The following is a 20,367-nucleotide window of genomic DNA, read 5'->3' as shown; positions in this document are numbered from 1 at the left end:
AATGAGCGACGACAAATCAAACCTTTCGCGCAGGAAGCTACTCGGTGGGCTCGGCACCATCGGTGCGGCCGGCGCGTTCGGTGGTGCAGCGACGACGTCGCTGCTGTGGGACGAAGAGAAGTTCGGCAACGCGTCGAATCCCAACGTCTTGCAGGCCGGTGCACTCGACCTCGCGGTCGACTGGGAAGAACACTACGTCGACTGGCTCGGTGCGGAGACAGAGTACGACGTCCGGCGTATCGACAGTCTCGATGACCTGCAGGAAGGAGAGGCCTACCTCCCCCCGAACAATCCGATGATCGCCGTCCCCCAGGAAGACTTCAACGCTCTCTGGCTGGACACGATTATCGAAGAACAGGACCTCGTCAAAGAAGAAGCCGGGCCAGATAGCCCGAACGACCAGCCCGACCCGGTCGTCACACTCGAAGACGTCAAACCGGGCGACTTCGGTGAGGTGACGTTCAGTTACCACCTCTTCGGCAACCCCGGATTCGTCTCGATGTGTGGGGAAGTCCACGCAGATGTAGACAACGGGCTGACCGAACCCGAAGACAAAGTCAACGGCCACACGCCCGACGAGTCTGACGGCACCGAGGGCGGCGACCTGGGAGACCACATCCAGGCCAAGCTGTTCTACGACCGCAACTGCGACAATCTCCATCAGGGCGGGGAGATCGAGGTCATGTTCGTGACCGACGTCTCCGAGTCGATGGGGGAGCCGTTCTCCGGCACGCCCGACGTCGACGACAATCCCGGTGACGCGAACCAGGCCGGGGACAACACCCGCCTCGAAGCGATCAAGGCCCACATGGGTGATCACCCGGCGCTCGGCTCGGACGTCGACCTTCTTTCGGAGATCGCCAGCTGTGGCGGTGGAAACATCGAGGTCGGAAGCGTGAGCACGGCGGTCAACCTGCACCACCTGGACAACCTCGACGACGGCGACGACGACGACGGCACGCAGGTCGGCTTCGACGACGGCGGTCTCGACGCCAACCTCGACCGCGCGCTCACGGCCGCGAACGCCGGCGACGACGATGGCAACACTGCGGCCGACTACGAGGACCTCAAGAACCTCTTTGGGCCGGACACGGACTTCAGTCCCGACTTCGTCACCGAAGACCCCGTCAACAACACCGGCGGAAACGAGTACGAGGCCGAGCGCCCGTACACGGAGGACGGTGGGACGGCGGTCCCGGCCGGCATCGAGCGGGCTCACCGCGCGTTGCTGCCCGACGCGTTCGTCAGCGCGAGCAGCGGCAAAGAGGGAATCGATCCCAGTGGGAACGCCGCATTCCCGGGAGAGGTCCGCAAGCTCATCGTCGTCTTCACTGACGGCAAACCCGGTGAGACGACTCTGGCAGAGGCACAGCAGACCGCCGACGACGCACAACTGGACAGTGTCGACATTCTGCCAGTGATCGTCAACGCCGATCCGAGCGGTGACGACGTCGACTACGCCAACGCCCTGGCGACTGAGGGTCTCAACCCGCTGTTCGCAGCCAACTACAGCGAACTCGGAGATGCCATCGAGACGGTCCAGACAGTGGTCTGTAGCTCCGCCGGTGGCGAAGAGATCATCGCTGGCCCGATGCCGATCAACGAACTGATCGGCGGACAGCAAGAGGGCGACTGGAACGGTCTCGAAGACTGCGTGCTCCTCAGACCGGACGCGACTGGCATCGCTGCCGCCGAGCAGTTCGGCCAGTACTGTCAGGCGCCGTCGAACACCGGCTGTGTCGCGATGGAGTGGTGGCTCCCCTACGACATCCCGGGCGTCAACGACAACATCGTCCAGACCGACCGGCTGGAGTTCCAGGTGAGCTTCGAGGCCGTCCAGTGTCGCCACAACACCAACGAGGACGGAATGCCGGTCCAGACGCTCCCGGGAGCCGACGCCGAAAACAACGCTCAGCACTACGCCAACGATGACTGACGACAGCAACGGACTCTCACGGCGCAAGATCCTCGGCGGTCTGGGAGTCATGGGCGGCGCCGGTCTCATCGGCGGCGCGACGACGACGTCGCTGCTGTGGGACGAAGAGAAGTTCGGCAACGAGTCCGATCCGAACGTCCTGCAGGGTGGCGAGCTGGATCTGGGCGTCGACTGGGAAGTTCGGTACTACGACTGGATCGACAGCACCGACGAGCTGATCGCGATCAGCGACACGAACGAAGACGGCGAACCGGATATGGTCGACCAGCCAGGACCGATCATCGACCTGACGGACGTCAAACCCGGCGACGTCATGGAAGCGACCCTGTCGGCGCACGTCTACGGCAACCCCGCGTTCCTGGGGTGGCACTATCAGGAACACGCCGACGAAGACAACGGGATCACCGAACCCGAGGACAAGGTCAACGGCCACACGCCCGACCAGTCCGACGGCGATCCGTACGCTGCGGGACTCGGTCTCGGGGCAGCAGGCCTTCTGGGTGACGCGCTCAGGCGGCGCCTGCAGGACGAGGAGGACGACAGCACCCTCTCGGCACGACAGGTGTTCAAGGGTGCGGCTCTCGGTGCTGCGGGGCTCGTCGGCCTCGGTGCGGCGACCGGCAGTGCTGCGGCCGCCAGTCCGACAGTCACCGACACGCTCGCCGGGAGTCTGACGCCACAGGATCTGGCTGACACGCTGGTCTCTGGTGCGGGTGATATCACGGTCACCAACGTCACCTATCAGGGTGCTGAACAATCTGCAGGGACGTTCACCGACGGCGCAGACGCGATCGGAATCGACGAGGGAATCATCCTCAGCTCCGGGTACGCGTTCGACGTCGAAGGCCCGAACGACGATACAAACCTGACCGTAAATTCAGTCGATACAGAGCCGGCAGACGACCCGGACCTCGCGTCGCTCTCGAGCTTCGGGATGTACGACCAGTGCATCCTCGAGATCGAGTTCGAAGTCCCGAACGACGCCGAAGAGGTGTTCTTCAGCTACGTCTTCGGCTCCGAGGAGTACAACGAGTTCGTCGGGTCCAACTTCGAGGACGTGTTCGGGTTCTTCGTCAACGGGACGAACGTCGCGACGGTCGACGATCCGACTGACGGGACGCAGCCAGTGACGATCAACTCGATCAACAACGGAGAGAACTCGGACCTCTACATCGACAACACCGACGGCAGTCTGGACACCCAGATGGACGGACTCACCGTCGTCCTGGATGTTAGTGGACAGGTCAATCCCGGTGAGACGAACACGCTGAAGCTCGCCATCGCCGACGCGAGCGATAACTCGCTGGACTCCTGGGTCTTGATAGAGGGAGAAAGCTTCTCGACCGTCCCGCCCGCCGAAGAGACCGACGACGGCGAACTCGACGACGTGATGAACTGCGTCATCTGGTACGACGACGGGGACAACATCCCCGGTGAGATCTGGACCGGCGAGACCGAACTGCCCGACGGGACGGAGGACTCGCCAGACGACGAACTCGACGACGCGACGAAAGAAGACTACGTCATGGAGATCGGGATGGCCCAACAGCCCAGCGACATCGTCGATACCGACGCGGCGGTCTTCGCTGGCACTGTCGCGGAGATGGACGGCACGGACGTCCTGTTCAACGCCCAGGACTCGCTCGCTGGGAGCGTCGCGACGGACTTCCAGGGAACCTACTGTTATCAGAACTCCGACACCGAGTATATTGGAGTTCTGTGCTGGGTGCCCACGGACATTCCCGGCGTCAACGACAACGTGATCCAGACCGACCGGCTGGCGTTCCAGTTCGGCTTCGACGCCATCCAGTGCCGTCACAACGTCGGCAACGACGGTGCACCGATGGCCGGCACGCTCGGCGAAGCAGACGCCGAGAACAACGCCCAGTCACCGGGTGGTGATACTCCGACACCAGAGTGAGTCGCCGGGAAGGCCCGAGTCCGTGGTCCTCGCCCTTGGACTCGGCGTCAACTTCGACCGCGCGATCGTTCCGTTCGACGCCGGAGAGTGTGTGGATACGAACACATCGGAACCACGACCCGGCAGTGCGATCGATCGGCGTAGCTATGGAGACGTTCCCAGAATCACTTCGAACCGATCGATTGGGTATCGATTGTCTTCCGGTGGTTGTCACCGCTGTAATCGGCGGATAACTATGGACACTCTTGGTATATCCTTACGAGAATCGACGAGCCGGTGGCGACCGATTCACGACGACGCTATTGACCAGCCATGAATCTGAACGACCTCTCACGACGACGGTTTCTCGCGACGGGGAGCTTCGGTGCTGTCGTGGCGACGACTGGTGCGTATCTCACGATCGACTCGGGGGAAGTCGACCACAATCAGCAGTTTCTCGTCCAGCAATCGGATGTCGAACTCCTCGTGAACTGGGCGGAGTGGTACAACGACACGAAACTCGAGGACCAGGCCTCGCCCGTCGACGTGAACGGGCCGCTCGTCGACCTTCGGAACGTGCTGCCAGGGGATTCGGGCCGACTGCACTTCGGACTCGCCCTCGGCGAGCAGAGTACTCTCGACGCCGCTCAGCTCTCGATGCAGCTGGTCGCCCCAGTCAGTTCGTACGACGAGAACGGTATCACCGAACCCGAGCAGATGGCTGGAGATACGAGTGTCGACCAGGGAGAGCTACAGAACCTCATCCAGCTACGCGTCTGGTACGACGTTGGCATCATGATCGGTGATACGGAGTTTGCTGGTCGCTGTGACGGGGATTTCGATCCCGGTGAGACACTGGTGGCAGCGGGATCGCTCGCCGATGTCGCCGACGTGCTCTCGACCTGGACGCCGCTCGACGCGACACCCGGCGTAGACGGTGACTCCTGTGTCGGCCAGGATGAACAACTCTGCATCGGCATCGAGTGGTCGTTCGATCCTGGAACGACCGATCCGGTACTCGCACAGACAGACAGCGTCGACTTCCAGATCGGATTTCGGGCTGAATCATGTTCGAACTGAGACGTCCAGGAGGGGAGTAAAGACCTCCTAAACAGGTCATAGAGCTGTGTAAACCAACGAGTACTTACGGGGGCGTGCGACGCATGACTGGACACGGCCGGCGATTCAACGGAGGAAATTTCAGTGCCAGCAGATAACGGCGACGGGGATACAGAAGGTGGGCGTCGAGAGCGTGTCTCTCGCCGAACGATCCTCTCCGGGCTCGGAACAATCGGGGGGCTAGGCGCGATTGGAGGTGGGGCACTCGCTGTCGCGTTCGACGGTGACGAAACGTCGACCACGACCGGGCCGCTCCCGAGTTCAAGCTCCGGGTCTCCGTCCGGCGGGTTCTGGGATCTGGAATCGTGGGGCTCACTCGAACCGAACGTCGTCCAGGCGGGTGAGCTCGATCTGACGACCTGTTTGGAACAGCCAGGCGAGACCTGTGATCCGAACGCCGATTCTGCATCACTCTCCCTCGATGATCTCTCGAACGGGGGGACACAGCAGGCGACGCTCCGCTGTGCACTCTCTGACAATCCGGCCTGGCTGTGGTTGCGCACGAGCTGTCCCGAAGACGGGTGTGGCCTCGAGCGCGGCATCGAACTGACGGTCTGGTACGACGAGCAGTGTGATGGCGTCGTCGATTCCGGCCGGGTGATCGCGTCCGGTCGCCTCTGTGACGTCCTGACGACGCTTCGGGAGGGGGTGCTTCTCGACCGGGATCCGACCACCGAGGAACCTGCCCCACTCCAGCCAGGAGACACCTGCTGTCTCGGATTCGAGTTCTCGATCGTCGATCCGTGCATCACCGGCGATTCACTGACGATCGACGTCGATCTGTTCGCCGAGCAGTGGCGACACGACCCCGATCCAACGCGACCACCGGGGTGGGAAGACGACTGCTCCGTCGACTGTACCGAGGACTGTCCGCCGTGTGAGTTTCAGGAGATCAGTTTCGTCGCGTTCTGTATCGAAGACGGAACCATTGCGCCTGGAGACGTCAGGTTCACGCCGTACTACGACACCGACGGGAATCCATTCAAACTCGACTGGAGTAGCGACGTGCCACCGGAGTGGATAGTACTGTATTACGGCTCCAGCCAGGGCAAGTTCTTCGAAAACTTTCACTACGCCGGCCAGGAAACTGCCGGAAGCGTCCACGTCAACAGTGCCAGCGATGATACGCCGACCAATCCGTACTACGATTCTAAACGGCTCTGGGACGGTGGCCAGGACGCGACAGCGTACGGACAGTGCCCCAGAGATCCATGCCCGAATCCATCAGAGGAGGACCCGAGCGGGTGTGGCGTGAAGTTCGAATTCGGTGAGGAGACCTGGGAAGCAGTCTGTGAGAACACGTGCGGGGGTGAACAGTGATGGTTCGGTCGGAGTCGCTGAAACTCCTCGCGCTGACGCTCGCAGTCGTCGTCCTCTTCGGCAGTGGCTTCACTTTCGGCGCCTTCCAGGACGCCGAGCGTTCGAGCATATCATTGGAGACTGACTCGGAGTTCGGTGCCGGAAACACCGTCACCAACGACGTCCTCGCCTCGGCCGGAAACACGGATTCCGGGGGCAATTCCGACGGATCCTGTGGTGTCGGCAATTCCGATCAGGACTGTACGATGAAACTCCTGTCTGGAGTCGTCGAGACTCCGGCCGCTGCAGAACCACGATACCATCGACCATGAAGTACGCATTCGATACCCGGCTTCCTGCATCGTTCGATGAACACTATCAGAGTGGGGCAACGCCATGACGATCGAGCGACCGTCGGGCCGGCGGGTCGTGCAGATAATCGCCATCTGTCTTGTCCTCATCGTCGTAATTCCACTGCTGCTGTACGTGATCGGTCAGTTCGTCCCGTTCTACGGCGGCTACGTGGTCCTCTCGAACAGTATGATGCCGGAATTCCACTCCGGTGACGTCGTTTTCGTCCACCAGAATTCGCCTGACCACGTCCAGATCAACGACACGATAACGTATCACACTCCAGACAGCACAGGGACGACGACGCACAAGGTCGTCGACATCGTCGAAGAAGACAATCAGACACTCTTTCAGACGCAAGGTATCGCCAACGAGGAGCCAGATCCATATCTGGTCCCACCCCGTGCCTACGTCGGTGAAGTGCTGTTTTCGGTTCCGCTAATCGGGGTCCTGATCACGTTCTTGCAGACTGACCTGGGGATCATCTTCTTCGTGTTGACGCCGCTCTCACTATTGATCGTGAGCGAATCGTGGGAACTCGCTGTGGCGTACTTCGGATCGCGACCCGACGAAGATGCCGAAGACCATGGCGAACGATCGACTCCGAATGACGAGACGGCTCCTGAAATCTCCAGCGACGACGAAGCCACTGTGGTCGATTTCGAACTCTCGTCTGTAGCGGTGAGCTCCGTCTTCGAGGAGAACTGGTCGGAGACTGCCGACAGGCCAATCGAAGATGATTCCAACGCTGCAGCGTCGGGCGCGGACTTTCAAGAGTGGATCGCATTCGACGAGATGGAAGACAGAGAGTCCGAAGACGACGTCGAACGGGGGGAACTGTGAAATGGGTTCGTCGTCGCTGCTGAACGTCGGCGGTTCGATCGTCGACCGATTTCGCCAACCCGAATACGTTGGTGACAATCGCTGTGTGCCCTGTACGATCGTGAACGGAGTTCTCACCGTTTCACTCGCCGTGGCGATAGCGCTCGGACTCTTGTTCGGCGGGAGTACGCTAGCGTCGGCGGTCGGTCTCGGGTTCGTCGTCGTCCTCGTCGGTTCGATGGCGATCTATCTACGCGGCTACCTGATTCCGTACACGCCGACGCTGACGAAGCGATACCTCCCAGAGCCAGTCCTCGCGTGGTTCGAGAAGACGCCGTCGACTCCCTCGGATGCCGACGAGATCGAACTCCTGGACGTCGAAGATTCCCTCCAGCGACTTGGCGTCCTCTCTGCGTGTCCCCGCGTGGACGACCTCTGTCTCGAACCTTCGTTCGGTCGGGAGTGGCACGCACGAATCGAAACGATGGACGAACGGCAGGTCGACGAGACGACAATCGCGAGCCTGCTCGACGTCGAGGACCCGGATCGACTATCACTGTCCACCTACGGCGAGGCTGCGGTACTCAGAATCGATGGACACCAGGCTGGCCAGTGGGAGTCGACCGCGGCTATCGTCGCGGATATCGCTGCTGATCGGACGCTGTCTGGTTTCCACGAATCGTGGTCGTCGATGCACGTGCTGAACCGGAGTCGCATTCTGAACGCGCTTCGCATGTTCGTCGAACAGTGTCCAGCCTGTGGGCAGTCAGTGACAGTCGAGCAGGAAGCTGTCGAATCGTGTTGTCGAACGGTAGACGTCGCTGCAGTCAGTTGTGACGTCTGTGGTGCTCGTGTCTTCGAAGTCGAGCTGACGAGTGAGCTACAGGCCAGTCTGTGACGAGTATCTCACTGAGTGATATGAATCGAGATCCGGACGCTGAAACCGATACCAGTCGATCCCTGGCAGGTGAACGTGTCCTCCCGGAGTGGCTCGTCGTCGGAGCCGGTCTCTCGATGGTCGCACTGGTACGGCTCCTGCCGTTTCCGAACGTCTTTCGGGGTGAGGACGTCATTCTGACGGGCAACGATCCCTGGGCCTACCGGACACTAGTAGAATCGATCACTGCCCGATTGGCGTCCCCGTTCTCCGTCGACGCGTACTCGAACATCGGAAGTGGTGAACCGTTACTGGTGGCCGTCCTCGGCTTCATCGCGGCACTCTTCGGTGGGGGCGACGCCGCTGTCGGAGTGATCCTGGCGGTTTATCCACCCGTTTCCGCGGTAGTGAGTGGCGTCGTCGTCTATGCGATCGGGAAGCGAGTGAGTGGGGACGCGCGAGTTGCAATCGCGGGACTCGCACTGTTCGCAGTCGTCCCTGGACACGCCTTGCGGACGGGCCTGGGATTCGCAGACCATCACGCGTTCGATTACCTCTGGTTGACACTCACGTTCTACGGACTGATCGGTGCCGTAACGACCCCCGAGGGTGATCGCCGACGATGGTGGTTCTCGGCCCTGCTCGGCCTGTCGGTTGCCGCTCAGACGCTCGCGTGGGAGGCTGGTCCGTTGCTGCTGGTCCCCCTCGCAGTCGCTATCGCCGTCGCTGGTCCGGTTCTCCTCAGAGACGACTGTCTGTCTCGGCTCGTCCCGGTCGTCACAGGTTTGGCAGCCGCGACAGGGTTGACACTCCTTGGTCATCTCGGGCTGGGGTGGCAATCGACAGCAACTGCCGCCACCCCGTTGGCCCTGTTTTTCGGGGCGATTGCCCTCTACGCGGCCGCATCGATCGTTCGGCAGTACGGCCGTCGTTCGCTCACCCTTCTCCTTCTCGAAGTCGTCGGGGTCGTCGCTATCGCCTTCGTTGTGACTCGGTCGACACTGTTCGCGGGCGCACTCGACGCTGGTTTCGATCGATTGTTCGTGTCGACGACCATCGCCGAGACGACGGCACTCGGCGGTGGGTTCGGTCCGGTTCTCGGACCGATAATCATGCTCGGCTTCGCTGGTGCGATCGGGCTCCCCGTGGTCGTGTGGACGCTCTGGCAAAGCTATCGACAGCCCTCGATCGGGTGGCTGCTCCTCGACGTTTACGTCTGTTACTTCCTCATGCTCGCGCTCGTGCAACGGCGATTCGTGGGAGAACTGGCCCCGTTTGTTGCGGTCGTCGGTGGTTACGGGCTCGTCTGGATTCTCACCCAGATCGCGGATCTCCAACCCCTCCCGGTCGAGAGACAGCCGCTCACGTCAGATCGAGGGCGACGATCGGCGTCCTCTCTCGCCGTTCCGGACCGTCGTCGGTTCCTGGCTACCGGTGCTCTCTCGCTGACGTTCGTCGCCTTTCCGGCCGTCAATGCTGCAGCCCTGCACTCGCGGGTCCGTGTTCGTCCGTCGATGTATCGCGCCGCCAACTGGCTCGGAGCATACGCCGACCAACAGCGTCTCGCCTGGCCCGAGAATTACGTCTTCTCACGCTGGGGCGACAATCGGTTCTACAACTACTTGGTCAACGGCCACGCTCGATCCTATCGATTTGCGCGCGAGAACTATCTACGTTTCTTGCTGGCCTCCGAGCCAGGTGAGTGGTACGAACGACTCGACGACCGCGTCGGGTTCGTCGTCGTTGATTATCTCAGTTCAGACTTGCACGCAGCTTCGATGTACGAACGACTCTTCGAGACCTACGGCTCGCGGACGGGACGGGTCGACGGTGTCGAACACTATCGAGCGATCTACGTCGGAGATACAGGACGACCGAAAGTCTACCAACTCGTCCAGGGAGCGACGCTCACGGGCGTGGCTACGGCCAGACAGACGATCGAGCTAACTACGCGGGTATCGATACCGGGCGCATCTTTCACGTACGAACGTCGGATCGAAGCCGACGAGGACGGCAACTTCGAGGTCGTAGTGCCGTATTCTGGCCGATACGAGGTCGGTGAGACGACGGTTCGAGTTCCAGAGAGCGCGATAGACGCCGGCGAGACAGTCACTGTCGATTACTGGCGGCGTGGGCCAGGTGGTTTTCGAACGACTGACCGCTGACTGTATATCTTGGCGATGGTAAGCAAAGCAAATGCGAGAATGATTCCGATCACGACCAGCGTGTCGCTGACGGTGGCGAATGGGCCGGCGTCCAAGACGGTCACGACGAATGCGACGGTACTGGCCCCGACGACGGCGAGATAGTACCAGTGCCACGGTCGCCGCGTCGTGTTGTCACGTTCGAGGTAGGGCACGATTTCGTTTGCCCGTCGCTGAAGCGTGAGATGCCCAGTCGAATCGTCGTGCGAGAGTACCCCTGCCTCACTCAGGCGTGGGATATGAGTCTGATAGAGGGAGACGTATATCCGCTTTTGCTGTTTCTGGGTAACGTCTTCGACGTCACAGTCGTTCTCCGAGGCCGCAATCTGTCGAGAGAGGTCCTGCAATGTCACCTCGTCGGGATTGTTCGTGAGGTACGATAGCACGTATCGACGTCGGCTGTTGCTCAGGAGGTCGAAGATTTCGTTGCGTGAAAGTTCCTGATCTGAGTCACTCATTCGTAATACCGCACCCACTCGATCGAACCGTACTGGGTTACCTGGTTGAGACTAGCGTTCCGATCATACTTTGTTACGATCAGCATACCCAGCTCGTTGGCCGCCTACCTCTCGGTTATTCCAGCTATACCAGCAGACCTTCGAGGCGATCGGTCGCAGACCACTCTCTCGTAGATCCGACAAATCATGTTCGATGAATGATCCAGCGACGGATAATCCTCGAGGCAGCCCCCTTGAAAGCACACTCGACCGGGCAGTGCGTGGGGAAGATACGATACTGAGGGGTAGGAACATGATGTAGCGATAGCTGATCTTAAATCGACTCTTACTCGCGGTGGGTGCGTGCGTATTGTGTGCTTATCCCTGGTAGTGAGAGATTGACACACACTAATAAGAGCGTTGGCTATTCATCCACTTGCTACAGCATCGGTGGGCGTGAACTTCAGACCGCCTCATAGGATGGGGGCGGTAGATACCATGACACATTCCGGTACACTGGGGAAAGCCGGCATCGATAGACCTGACCGTCGACGGCGTGCTGTCGAGGTGGCGGCCCATGAGTGAGACTGCGACGACTGACGCATCGTCGACGACACCACCAGTGTCGGTTCCAGAGACAGCTCACCCACTCGGCCAGGACGATCAGGAAACGACCGAAGAATTGACTGTCGACGTCATCTTCGAAGCACTGAAGAACGAACGACGTCGGCGAGTTATCAAGTATCTGGAGGCCCAAGACGGCCGAACAGAACTCAGTGATGTTGCCGAGCGTATCGCTGCTGAAGAAAACGACAAGTCGATCCAGGAGATTACGTACGACGAGCGAAAGCGAGTCTACGTCGCACTCTATCAGTGCCACCTTCCAAAGCTGGACGACATGGGAATCATCTCGTTCAACAAATCGAGGGGGGTGATGGAACTGAGAGAAAGCGCCGAACAACTGAAACCATATCTCGGTCAACACGTGCCTGGTCGACCCTGGTATGGGTACTATGCAGCGATCGTCGCTCTCGGAACCGTTGCCCTCGCAGGCACGTACGTGTCCGGCTCCACGTCGACACAAATCACTCAAGCAATGCTCCTTGTGGTGCTCGTGGCCTTCGCTGCGTGTGCGACCGCTCACGCACTGAGTGTACGGTCGATCTGAAGGTCAGACCCGTTTTCGTTTGTTTTTCAGCCGTCTCATAGCGAGGTATCGCGATCCGAATTTGATATAGCGATATATAATTCATGAGTTGGATAGCAGAGACGGTTATCAGGGAAACTGAACAATAGGGGACAGAAAATACCCGGAAGTCGGTGGCAATCGACGATGCGGTGTAACTATAGATCGGGGGCTCCACTCGTTGACTACTGTCTCAAACAGTGCGCTCCAGTTTGCTCTTTGGGACACCTATACAAGCACGATCGCATCTGGGTATCGACGATCAGGACGAGTGTGTTACGAGACACGAAGTCGCTGTCACTCTCGGCCACTAATGACCGATATTGTCGCTTCATGTGGAAGGGTTCGCTGCCCAGCTCAGAGAGTCGCTCGCGGACGACCTCCGCGAACGCCTCCAGCTCGTCACTGGCGAGAGACGACGGAGAAAACGACAACGTGAACACGTAGCCGACGATAGATTCGACCGTCCACTCGCGACAGTGCTCGAACGATCTCCTTTCGACAGCGGAGTATCCACACTCTCTCAGTAGTTCGTCCCACGGATCCTCGTATTCGATTTCTGACTGGTCGTTCCGTCCGGGAATATCTTCGAAAAAATCCCCCTGGCGACGTTGTACACGGCACTCTGCGGGAGTACTTGGCCCTGAGTAAGCCATTCGGGATCGTCGAGAATCGCCACACTGCCCCCGTTTTCAGTGACACCTCGGAGGCGTTCGAGAGTCTCCGCTTGATCCATCCAGTGGAACGCCCGGCCGATCGTGGTCAGATGGATCGGCCCGAGTTTGGCTTCGACATCTGCGTCCGAACCGCACATCCACTCGACGTTCGTGACGGGGACGTTCCCAGCGCGACGACGCCCTTCTTCGATCATCGCCTCGATGGGGTCCATCGCGACCACGCAGTCGACATACTGTGCCATCGGAACAGCGATCTGACCAGTACCACTCCCCAGGTCGAGGACGCGAGCTGTGTCATCGAGTTCAACCGGGCAGTGAGGTAGGTGTACACGTCCCTGGTGTAGCCGGGGCGATACTCGGCATACAATTGTTCGATCCCCTCCAACGGGGCTGGATCGGGCCTGGGTGTCATCGTGAAAAGCCGACAGTGGGTGGCCGAAAGTACGTTCCGGTCGATGTGTTCGAAGTTCGAGGACAGAACCTACGTGCCGCAGCACGATGGGGACCGGATACGAGTCAAATCGGATCGATCGGTACCACTCTGTTCTGTAACCTTACACGTGACTGCAGATCGCTTTGGAAGGTGAAGCCGTGAACGCGTCGCTATCGTCGATTCGGACCCCGAAGCGTAGTGGTTCCGATGTGCTCCTGAATACGATCACCTGTGGAATTCCGTTCAGTGGCCTGTCCTACCCTCACGTATTTCGCGACACGTACCCGACTATCGGAATCAGCAGACCCTCTGTTCGTTGTTCTCTACTCGAGACTCTCGGTGTCTTCAGGACGCTCGACCTCCCACCCGGGAGGACGCTGCAAATATCAGTATTTTGTCTTTTCGTCGGTTGCCGAACAAACGAGACGTGTATAGCATTATTTAGTTTATGAGTTAGAAATCAAAATTCATTTTTTGTTTGCAAAATTCCGTCCTTCTGGAGAGGACTAATTCTGGCCGTCGCGGTGGCACAACTGTCAAAAATGCATATTGTTTGTGACCCCGTTTTCTGTACTCAACCCCTGGGGTAGAAGGTGAGAAAACACCGTTCTAGATTCGGGACGACCGAGGGCCAGATTGGCTCACCCCCCATCCAGCGTGATGTAAACTAGAGGGTTAGTATTTTAGATGTGAATATAGCCCCAATACCCACCCATCCTGATGTTTAATTGTCCTTTTCAACCAGTATAGCGCCCAAATAGGGCACCACGAACACAAATAAGGGACTTTATCACCGAATCTAGGGATAAATTGATGAGGGTGGGGGTTCAGCGGTCGACCATGGTTGCCGATGGTGAGGTCGACACGTCGCGGGTGACTGTGAAGACGTATCTTCCGGCCTATCAGAAAGAACAGTGGCAGGAACACGCCGACCAGCTCGGGATGAGTCAGAGCGAGTACGTCAAGGCGATGGTTCAGGCGGGGCGACGTGGATTCCTCGATGCGCCGCCAGACACGGCCGAAGCACAGCCGGACGACGACACGGAGGGCTCGGGTGGAGACCTCCGAGAGCGTGTCATGGCTGTTCTCGAAACAGACCAGCATCTCGACTGGGACGAACTGCTCGAAGCGTTGACCGACCGAATAGAGGACCGACTCGAAGACACGCTTGCTGATCTCCAGGACGAGAATCGCGTCCGCTACAGCGGCCGTCACGGGGGATACACGCTGGTGGAAGAATGAGTGTAGCAGACACCGACGAAGCGGTCGAGGAGCCGATCGAATACTTCCTCCAGGACCTTGCGTATCAGGGCAAGAGCGATCGGACACGAGCCGCCTACGAGCGCGTCTTGGACGACTTCGAACAGTTCCTCCAGAGAGACGTGGACGGGAATGACGCGTCGCTGAGCCTCTCTGAAGCGACTCACCGCGATTGTATGGCGTACGTCCACTCGCTTCGCGGGGATGTCGGCGACAGCACAGTCGCGACGTACGCGTCGTATCTCCACCGATTTTACGCGTACATGACGCAGGTCGGTGCGTTCGAATCGAATCCGATGGGACTCGTCGTCGAGGAGATGAGTGAGACTATCGAAACTGATCCAGCTCGTCGTGACGTCTCTATCCCCGAGATGCGGTCGTTCGTCGAGACTATCGGCCATCCGCTGGATCGGGCTGCCATCGTGACGCTGTTGAAGACCGGAATCCGGGCCGGCGAGCTGTGTAATCTCGACCAGCGCGATCTCCATCTCGCCGACGACCCACGGTCGGACGTCACAGTTCGGCCCCAACTCGACGGGCGTCCCGATTCACTGTACGTCGCTGCCGAGCCTTCTCGTGGCGATCAGACCAACCACGAGACGCGAGAGGCGTCGAACAAACGCCAGCGCGATACTGTGATTCCGATCGACGACGAACTGGCACGCGTCCTCCGGCGATGGCTTGCCGTTCGACCCGATCCTGTCTCGCCTGCGAAACCCCTGTTCACGGGCACTCGTGACAACTGGGGCCGGCGAATCACGACGAATATGGTTCATCACACTGTCGAACTACACGCCAGAGAGCACGGCTGGTATCACGACGGTGCTGGGGCCGCAAACAACGTCACGCCCCACTACTTCCGGCACTTTTTCACCACTCACCTTCGCGATCGAACGGGCGATCGCGGGATCGTCAAGTACCTCCGCGGCGACGTCGCCCAGGACATTATCGACACCTACACCCACGACTGGGGAGATCGGGTGCGTCAGGTGTACGAACGGCATATCTACCGACTTGGCGTATAGCGAGTGCGAATTTTCCTATACTTGCGAGCGTTCTCAATGTGGTCCCAACGCGCCGACGCTCGATTCTCCATGGACACCGAGATCGATTGCTGAAGTATCGCCAGTCGATTTCGAGTGTTCTTGGGCGATCTCTCTCGTCACCGGCGATTTTGCTACCAACTGAAAGGAAGTCGGCTGTCTCACTTCGAATCTATAAATTACATACAGCTATACAAAATGCCAGGACAGACTCCGAACGAGCAGGTGTTTCATACGCAACAAAAACCGCCTGATTGCGCGACGACATAGAAAAGATCGTCAGATCTCCGGTCAGAAACGGTCAGTACGACTTCGCAAAGTACGCCGTTTCTTCGGCGTCCTCGCCACAGATCGCCCACTCCGACCTTTTACTCCTCGGGTTTCCTCGGGCCGTCGGCCCTGCGGGAACCACTCATCGCAAAACGTCGATGAAAATCCGCGACTCCCTTCGGTCGTCGCGATGAAACGGCGACCAGTCGCCGTACAGTCTCAGTACGACTTCGCAAAGTACGCCGTTTCTTCGGCGTCCTCGCCACAGATCGCACAGTCGTCGTGGACTGGTTCCTCGTCGCGGTCGAGCGGCACCATCACGATCTCGGCGGCGATAGCGTCCTTGATGGGGTCCTCACACGCTTCGTCGCCACACCAGCCGCACTTGACGTAGCCACCATGCTGGCCGATCGTTCCGAGGATCTCCTCGCGTGAGTCGGCCTCCCGAATCTCCCCTTCGAGTGTCTCCTCGGCCTCGGCGTAGAGCTTCGCGTAGATGGTGTCGAGGTGCTCCTCGACAGTCGCGGCGATTCCCTCGCGGTCGACCGTCGCCTCTTCGCCATCGGGCCGGTGGACCAGCGTCGCTTCCTCGTCCTCGACCTCGTAGGAGCCGATCTCGATCCGAAGGGGGACCCCTTCGAGTTCGTGTTCGTTGTACTTGAAGCCGGGATTGCGGTTGTCCCGGTCGTCGAGTTCGACACGGACGTTTGCCTCGTCGAGTTCGGCAGCGAGGTCGGCAGCGTACTCCAGCACCTCGTCCTGACTCTCCTCGTCCCAGATCGGGACGATGACGACCTGCGTGGGCGCGACCGTCGGCGGGAGCACGAGTCCCTGGTCGTCGCTGTGGGTCATGAACAGCGCCCCCAGCGCCCGCCAGGACAGCCCCCAGGAAGTCGTGTGGGCCAATTGCTCCTCCTCGTCCTCGTCGACATAGGTCACGTCGTAGGCCTCCGCGAAGGAGGTGCCGAGATAGTGCGAGGTCGCGGCCTGGACGGACTTGCCGTCGGGCATCAGCGTCTCGACGGTCGTCGTCGTGTGCGCGCCGGGGAACTTGTCGTGGGGCGGCTTGCGGCCAGTGAGGGCAGGCATCGCCAGCACGTCCTCGTAGAGGCGTTCGTATTGCTCCAGCCGGGTCATTGTCTCCTCGAAGGCGTCGTCTTCGTCGTGGTGGGCGGTGTGGCCCTCCTGCCAGAGGAACTCCTTGGTCCGGAAGAACGGCTTGGTTTCCGTCGCTTCCCACCGGACGACCGAGCACCACTGGTTGAGCCGCAGCGGGAGATCGCGGTGGCTGCGGACCCACTGGGCCATGAACGGCGTGATGATCGACTCGCTGGTTGGGCGGACGGCGAGCCGTTCTTCGAGCTCCTCGTAGCCGCCGTGGGTCACCCACGCGACCTCGGGGTCGAAGCCCTCCACGATGTCTTTCTCCTTTTCCAGATAGCTCTCGGGGATGAACATCGGGAAGTAGGCGTTCTGGACGCCCGTGTCCTTGAACCACGAATCGAGGTGGTTCTGGAGGCGCTCCCAGATAGCGTACCCGCGGGGCCGAGTGACGATGAATCCACCCATGGGGGCGTAGTCGGCGAGGCCGGCCTTGGTTACCAATTCCGCGTACCATTCACCTGTCTGGTGCTCTTTGCTCTTTGTGATGCCGAGTTCTTGGTCTGTCATTTCTAGATTTAGGGACCTCTACCGTCTATGGTTCTCTCCCTGTCGGAGGTTTATATATTGGAACGATCCAAGACGAATCTGAGGCGACGAACAGGACTGGTTTCAGCTGGTGCACGGTTGCAGTCGAAGTGTGATACCGAGTTCCTGATCGTCGTCGCTCATTATCCGAACCGTCGCCGAGGCCACTACTAAACGTGTCGAAGGTGAGAGAACGGTTCACATCTCGCTGCTCTCGACCCCGAACGGACTCGGATCCTCTCGCCAGTCCCACCCCGGAAGCCGCGTCTGCACGCCGGCAGCGAGTGCAGCGTCGAGGTCGTCCAGCCCGGCCCCCTCGTCGTCACTCCCGTGGTGAGCGACATCCGCGTAGTGGAACGTCGCTTCTGCGAGCAGTCGAAGGGGTTGCTTGCCGGCGATCATCGCAGCGAGTTCCCGGGCGAGCAGTTCGTCGACGACGAATCCGGGATAATCGTCGACGACATCGAGATCACGCAGGATCGCGACGAGTGCAGCGACGTTGACCGCACGGTCACCGTCGCGAAAGACGGTGTCGACCGCCCGGTGGTACTGCTGGTCGACGATGGGATCCACGGTCGTTTCGAAGGCAGTCCCGAGATCCGAACGGACGTCGTTGACGAGCGGGACGACGGTCGAGTGACGGTCGTGAACCCAGTCAGCCTGGGCCGCAACCGTCTCCGGAGTGAGGTTCATAGTGGCCCGTACTCGCTGCTCCCGGTAGGGTTTTGCGAAGACTTTTATAATCCGAAGGGTTTACACGCTGGTATAGATCGGTTTTCCGGACACTCACGATCAGTGTGAGCCGTCCGGAGTGGCAATCCACGCCGACAGAGAGACTATGACAATATTATCCGACAGCAGTGAGCACTACTCGGCCACCTCCGCGGTGGTCGCCGTGGCCGCTGCAGGCAGCTCTTTGAACGTATGAGTAAAGTAGAGCAGAAACTCGACGAGATTGAGGCAACGATACGAAACGAAGTCCCTGCCGGGATCTCCATCTCGGACGTCACCTACGAGGGACCGGAACTGGTCATCTACACGCGGGACCCGAAACAGTTCGCCCAGGACGGCGACCTCGTCCGGCGACTCGCCTCGAAGCTACGAAAGCGAATCACCGTGCGTCCGGACCCGGACGTGCTCTCGCGGCCGGACGACGCCCGCGAGCAGATCATGGACGTCGTGCCCGAAGAGGCCGGCGTCACCGACCTCGATTTTCACGCAGACACCGGCGAGGTCGTCATCGAAGCCGAGAAACCCGGACTGGTGATCGGGCGTCACGGGTCGACGATGCGCGAGATCACCCAGGAAGTCGGCTGGACCCCCGAAGTCGTTCGGACGCCCCCGATCGAATCTTCGACGGTCCAGAACGTCCGGAACTTCCTCAAGCAAGAGCGGGACGAACGGCGGGACATCCTCGAACGGATCGGTCGACAGATCCACCGCGAAGAGATGTCCGACGACGAGTGGGTCCGGGTCACGACCCTGGGGTGCTGCCGAGAGGTCGGCCGGGCCGCGTTCATCGTCTCGACGCCCGAAACCAGAGTGCTGATCGACTGTGGTGACAAGCCAGGAGCCGAAGGCGAAGTGCCGTATCTACAGGTGCCCGAAGCGCTCGGCTCCGGTGCGAGTTCGCTCGACGCCGTTGTCCTGACGCACGCTCACCTCGACCACTCGGCGCTCATTCCCCTCCTGTTCAAATACGGATACGACGGCCCCATCTACTGCACGGAGCCGACGCGCGATCTGATGGGACTGCTCACGCTGGACTATCTCGACGTCGCGGCCAAGGAAGGGCGCGCTCCACCCTACGAGTCCGAGATGGTGCGCGAGGCGATCAAACACTGTATCCCGATCGAGTACGGCGACGTCACGGACATCTCGCCGGACATCAAACTCACGCTGCACAACGCGGGCCACATCCTCGGCTCCTCTATCGCGCACTTTCACATCGGCGACGGCCTGTACAACGTCGCCTTCTCGGGCGACATCCACTACGAGGATACGCGGCTATTCAACGGCGCAGTCAACGAGTTCCCGCGCGTCGAGACGCTAATCCTCGAATCCACGTACGGCGGGCGCAACGACTACCAGACCGACCAGGAAGACTCCGAGCGAAAACTCACGGAAGTCATCAACGACACCTACGAGAAAGGCGGAAAAGTCCTGATCCCGGCGTTCGCTGTCGGGCGGTCCCAGGAGATCATGCTCGTCCTCGAAGAGGCGATGCGAAACGGCGACATCCCGGAGATGCCGGTCCACCTCGACGGGATGATCTGGGAGGCGACCGCGATCCACACGACCTACCCCGAGTATCTCCGTGACGACCTCCGCGATCGAATCTTCCACGAGGACAAGAACCCATTCCTCTCCGACCAGTTCAACCACATCGACGGCGGTGAAGATGAGCGCCAGGAAGTCGCCGACGGCGATCAGTGTATCATCCTCTCGACGTCGGGGATGGTCACTGGCGGGCCGATCATGTCCTGGCTCGAACACCTCGGCCCCGAGTCGGATTCGAAACTCGTCTTCGTCGGCTACCAGGCCCAGGGGACGCTCGGCCGTCGCATTCAGAACGGCTGGAACGAGATTCCCGTCGGCAACGGCGGCGGTCGCGGGCGCAACACGATGAAGATGCACATGGACGTCGAAACTGTGGATGGGTTCTCCGGGCACGCCGACCGCCAGGGCCTGGAGAACTTCGTCAAGACCATGAATCCCCGCCCGGAGAAAGTCCTCTGTGTCCACGGTGACGAGTCTTCGGCACAGGATCTGTCCTCGGCGCTCTACCACGAGTACAACATGCGGACGTTCGCGCCGAAGAACCTCGAAACGTTCCGATTCGTCTGACGCAGCGCTTTTATTCT

At 60.1% G+C, this 20,367-nt stretch carries 16 protein-coding genes; 12 read left to right on the top strand and 4 right to left on the bottom strand.

What is annotated here, in order from left to right:
• The first annotated feature begins 1 nt into the window (after window position 1).
• The 8 genes from DV733_RS15985 to DV733_RS15950 all read left to right on the top strand — a co-directional run bounded on the left by DV733_RS15985 (window position 2) and on the right by DV733_RS15950 (window position 10,469).
• Window positions 2–1,936: a hypothetical protein gene (locus DV733_RS15985; protein ID WP_049992975.1), complete on the top strand. Its 1,935-nt coding sequence runs from the start codon at window positions 2–4 to the stop codon at window positions 1,934–1,936.
• Entirely contained in the window at window positions 1,929–3,857 is a 1,929-nt protein-coding gene (locus DV733_RS15980) for a choice-of-anchor L domain-containing protein (RefSeq protein WP_049992974.1), read from the top strand. The genes DV733_RS15985 and DV733_RS15980 overlap by 8 nt, the downstream gene beginning before the upstream one ends.
• 312 nt (window positions 3,858–4,169) lie before the next feature.
• Window positions 4,170–4,916, top strand: coding sequence for a hypothetical protein (locus tag DV733_RS15975; RefSeq protein ID WP_049992973.1), 747 nt, complete (start codon window positions 4,170–4,172; stop codon window positions 4,914–4,916).
• A gap of 123 nt (window positions 4,917–5,039) precedes the next feature.
• On the top strand, window positions 5,040–6,275 hold the full coding sequence (locus tag DV733_RS15970; protein WP_049992972.1) for a hypothetical protein: 1,236 nt from the start codon (window positions 5,040–5,042) through the stop codon (window positions 6,273–6,275).
• Entirely contained in the window at window positions 6,275–6,586 is a 312-nt protein-coding gene (locus tag DV733_RS15965; protein ID WP_049992971.1) for a hypothetical protein, read from the top strand. Before DV733_RS15970 ends, DV733_RS15965 begins: the two co-directional genes overlap by 1 nt.
• A gap of 64 nt (window positions 6,587–6,650) precedes the next feature.
• Window positions 6,651–7,448, top strand: a complete 798-nt coding sequence (locus DV733_RS15960) for a signal peptidase I (RefSeq protein ID WP_049992970.1) — start codon at window positions 6,651–6,653, stop codon at window positions 7,446–7,448.
• A 1-nt stretch (window position 7,449) separates the two neighbouring features.
• A complete protein-coding gene (locus DV733_RS15955; RefSeq protein WP_049992969.1) occupies window positions 7,450–8,325 on the top strand; it encodes a hypothetical protein in 876 nt (291 codons plus the stop codon).
• A 20-nt stretch (window positions 8,326–8,345) separates the two neighbouring features.
• Window positions 8,346–10,469: an STT3 domain-containing protein gene (locus DV733_RS15950; protein WP_049992968.1), complete on the top strand. Its 2,124-nt coding sequence runs from the start codon at window positions 8,346–8,348 to the stop codon at window positions 10,467–10,469.
• Here the strand turns inward: DV733_RS15950 and DV733_RS15945 are convergent.
• Window positions 10,424–10,966: a DUF7344 domain-containing protein gene (locus tag DV733_RS15945; RefSeq protein WP_049992967.1), complete on the bottom strand. Its 543-nt coding sequence runs from the start codon at window positions 10,964–10,966 to the stop codon at window positions 10,424–10,426. The genes DV733_RS15950 and DV733_RS15945 overlap by 46 nt on opposite strands.
• Window positions 10,967–11,522: 556 nt before the next feature.
• Here DV733_RS15945 and DV733_RS15940 point away from each other — a divergent pair.
• Entirely contained in the window at window positions 11,523–12,113 is a 591-nt protein-coding gene (locus DV733_RS15940; protein ID WP_049992966.1) for a DUF7344 domain-containing protein, read from the top strand.
• A 541-nt stretch (window positions 12,114–12,654) separates the two neighbouring features.
• Here the strand turns inward: DV733_RS15940 and DV733_RS15935 are convergent.
• Window positions 12,655–13,305: a class I SAM-dependent methyltransferase gene (locus tag DV733_RS15935; protein ID WP_161569364.1), complete on the bottom strand. Its 651-nt coding sequence runs from the start codon at window positions 13,303–13,305 to the stop codon at window positions 12,655–12,657.
• A 776-nt stretch (window positions 13,306–14,081) separates the two neighbouring features.
• Between DV733_RS15935 and DV733_RS15930 the strand changes: the two genes are divergently transcribed.
• Entirely contained in the window at window positions 14,082–14,483 is a 402-nt protein-coding gene (locus DV733_RS15930; protein WP_049992963.1) for a DUF5805 domain-containing protein, read from the top strand.
• Window positions 14,480–15,526, top strand: a complete 1,047-nt coding sequence (locus DV733_RS15925; RefSeq protein ID WP_049992962.1) for a tyrosine-type recombinase/integrase — start codon at window positions 14,480–14,482, stop codon at window positions 15,524–15,526. The genes DV733_RS15930 and DV733_RS15925 overlap by 4 nt, the downstream gene beginning before the upstream one ends.
• A 507-nt stretch (window positions 15,527–16,033) precedes the next feature.
• On the opposite strand, the gene proS is transcribed toward DV733_RS15925, so the two are convergent.
• Entirely contained in the window at window positions 16,034–17,485 is a 1,452-nt protein-coding gene (proS, locus tag DV733_RS15920) for a proline--tRNA ligase (protein WP_049992961.1), read from the bottom strand.
• Between the two features lie 216 nt (window positions 17,486–17,701).
• Entirely contained in the window at window positions 17,702–18,196 is a 495-nt protein-coding gene (locus DV733_RS15915; protein ID WP_049992960.1) for a hypothetical protein, read from the bottom strand.
• A gap of 231 nt (window positions 18,197–18,427) precedes the next feature.
• Between DV733_RS15915 and DV733_RS15910 the strand changes: the two genes are divergently transcribed.
• A complete protein-coding gene (locus DV733_RS15910; RefSeq protein ID WP_049992959.1) occupies window positions 18,428–20,350 on the top strand; it encodes a beta-CASP ribonuclease aCPSF1 in 1,923 nt (640 codons plus the stop codon).
• Window positions 20,351–20,367 lie beyond the last annotated feature (17 nt).

This window comes from Halapricum salinum (assembly GCF_004799665.1).
In the GTDB taxonomy this organism is placed as follows: domain Archaea; phylum Halobacteriota; class Halobacteria; order Halobacteriales; family Haloarculaceae; genus Halapricum; species Halapricum salinum.
The sequence above is the reverse complement of the archived record's forward strand: the minus strand, read 5'-3'. Positions and strand labels throughout refer to the sequence as shown.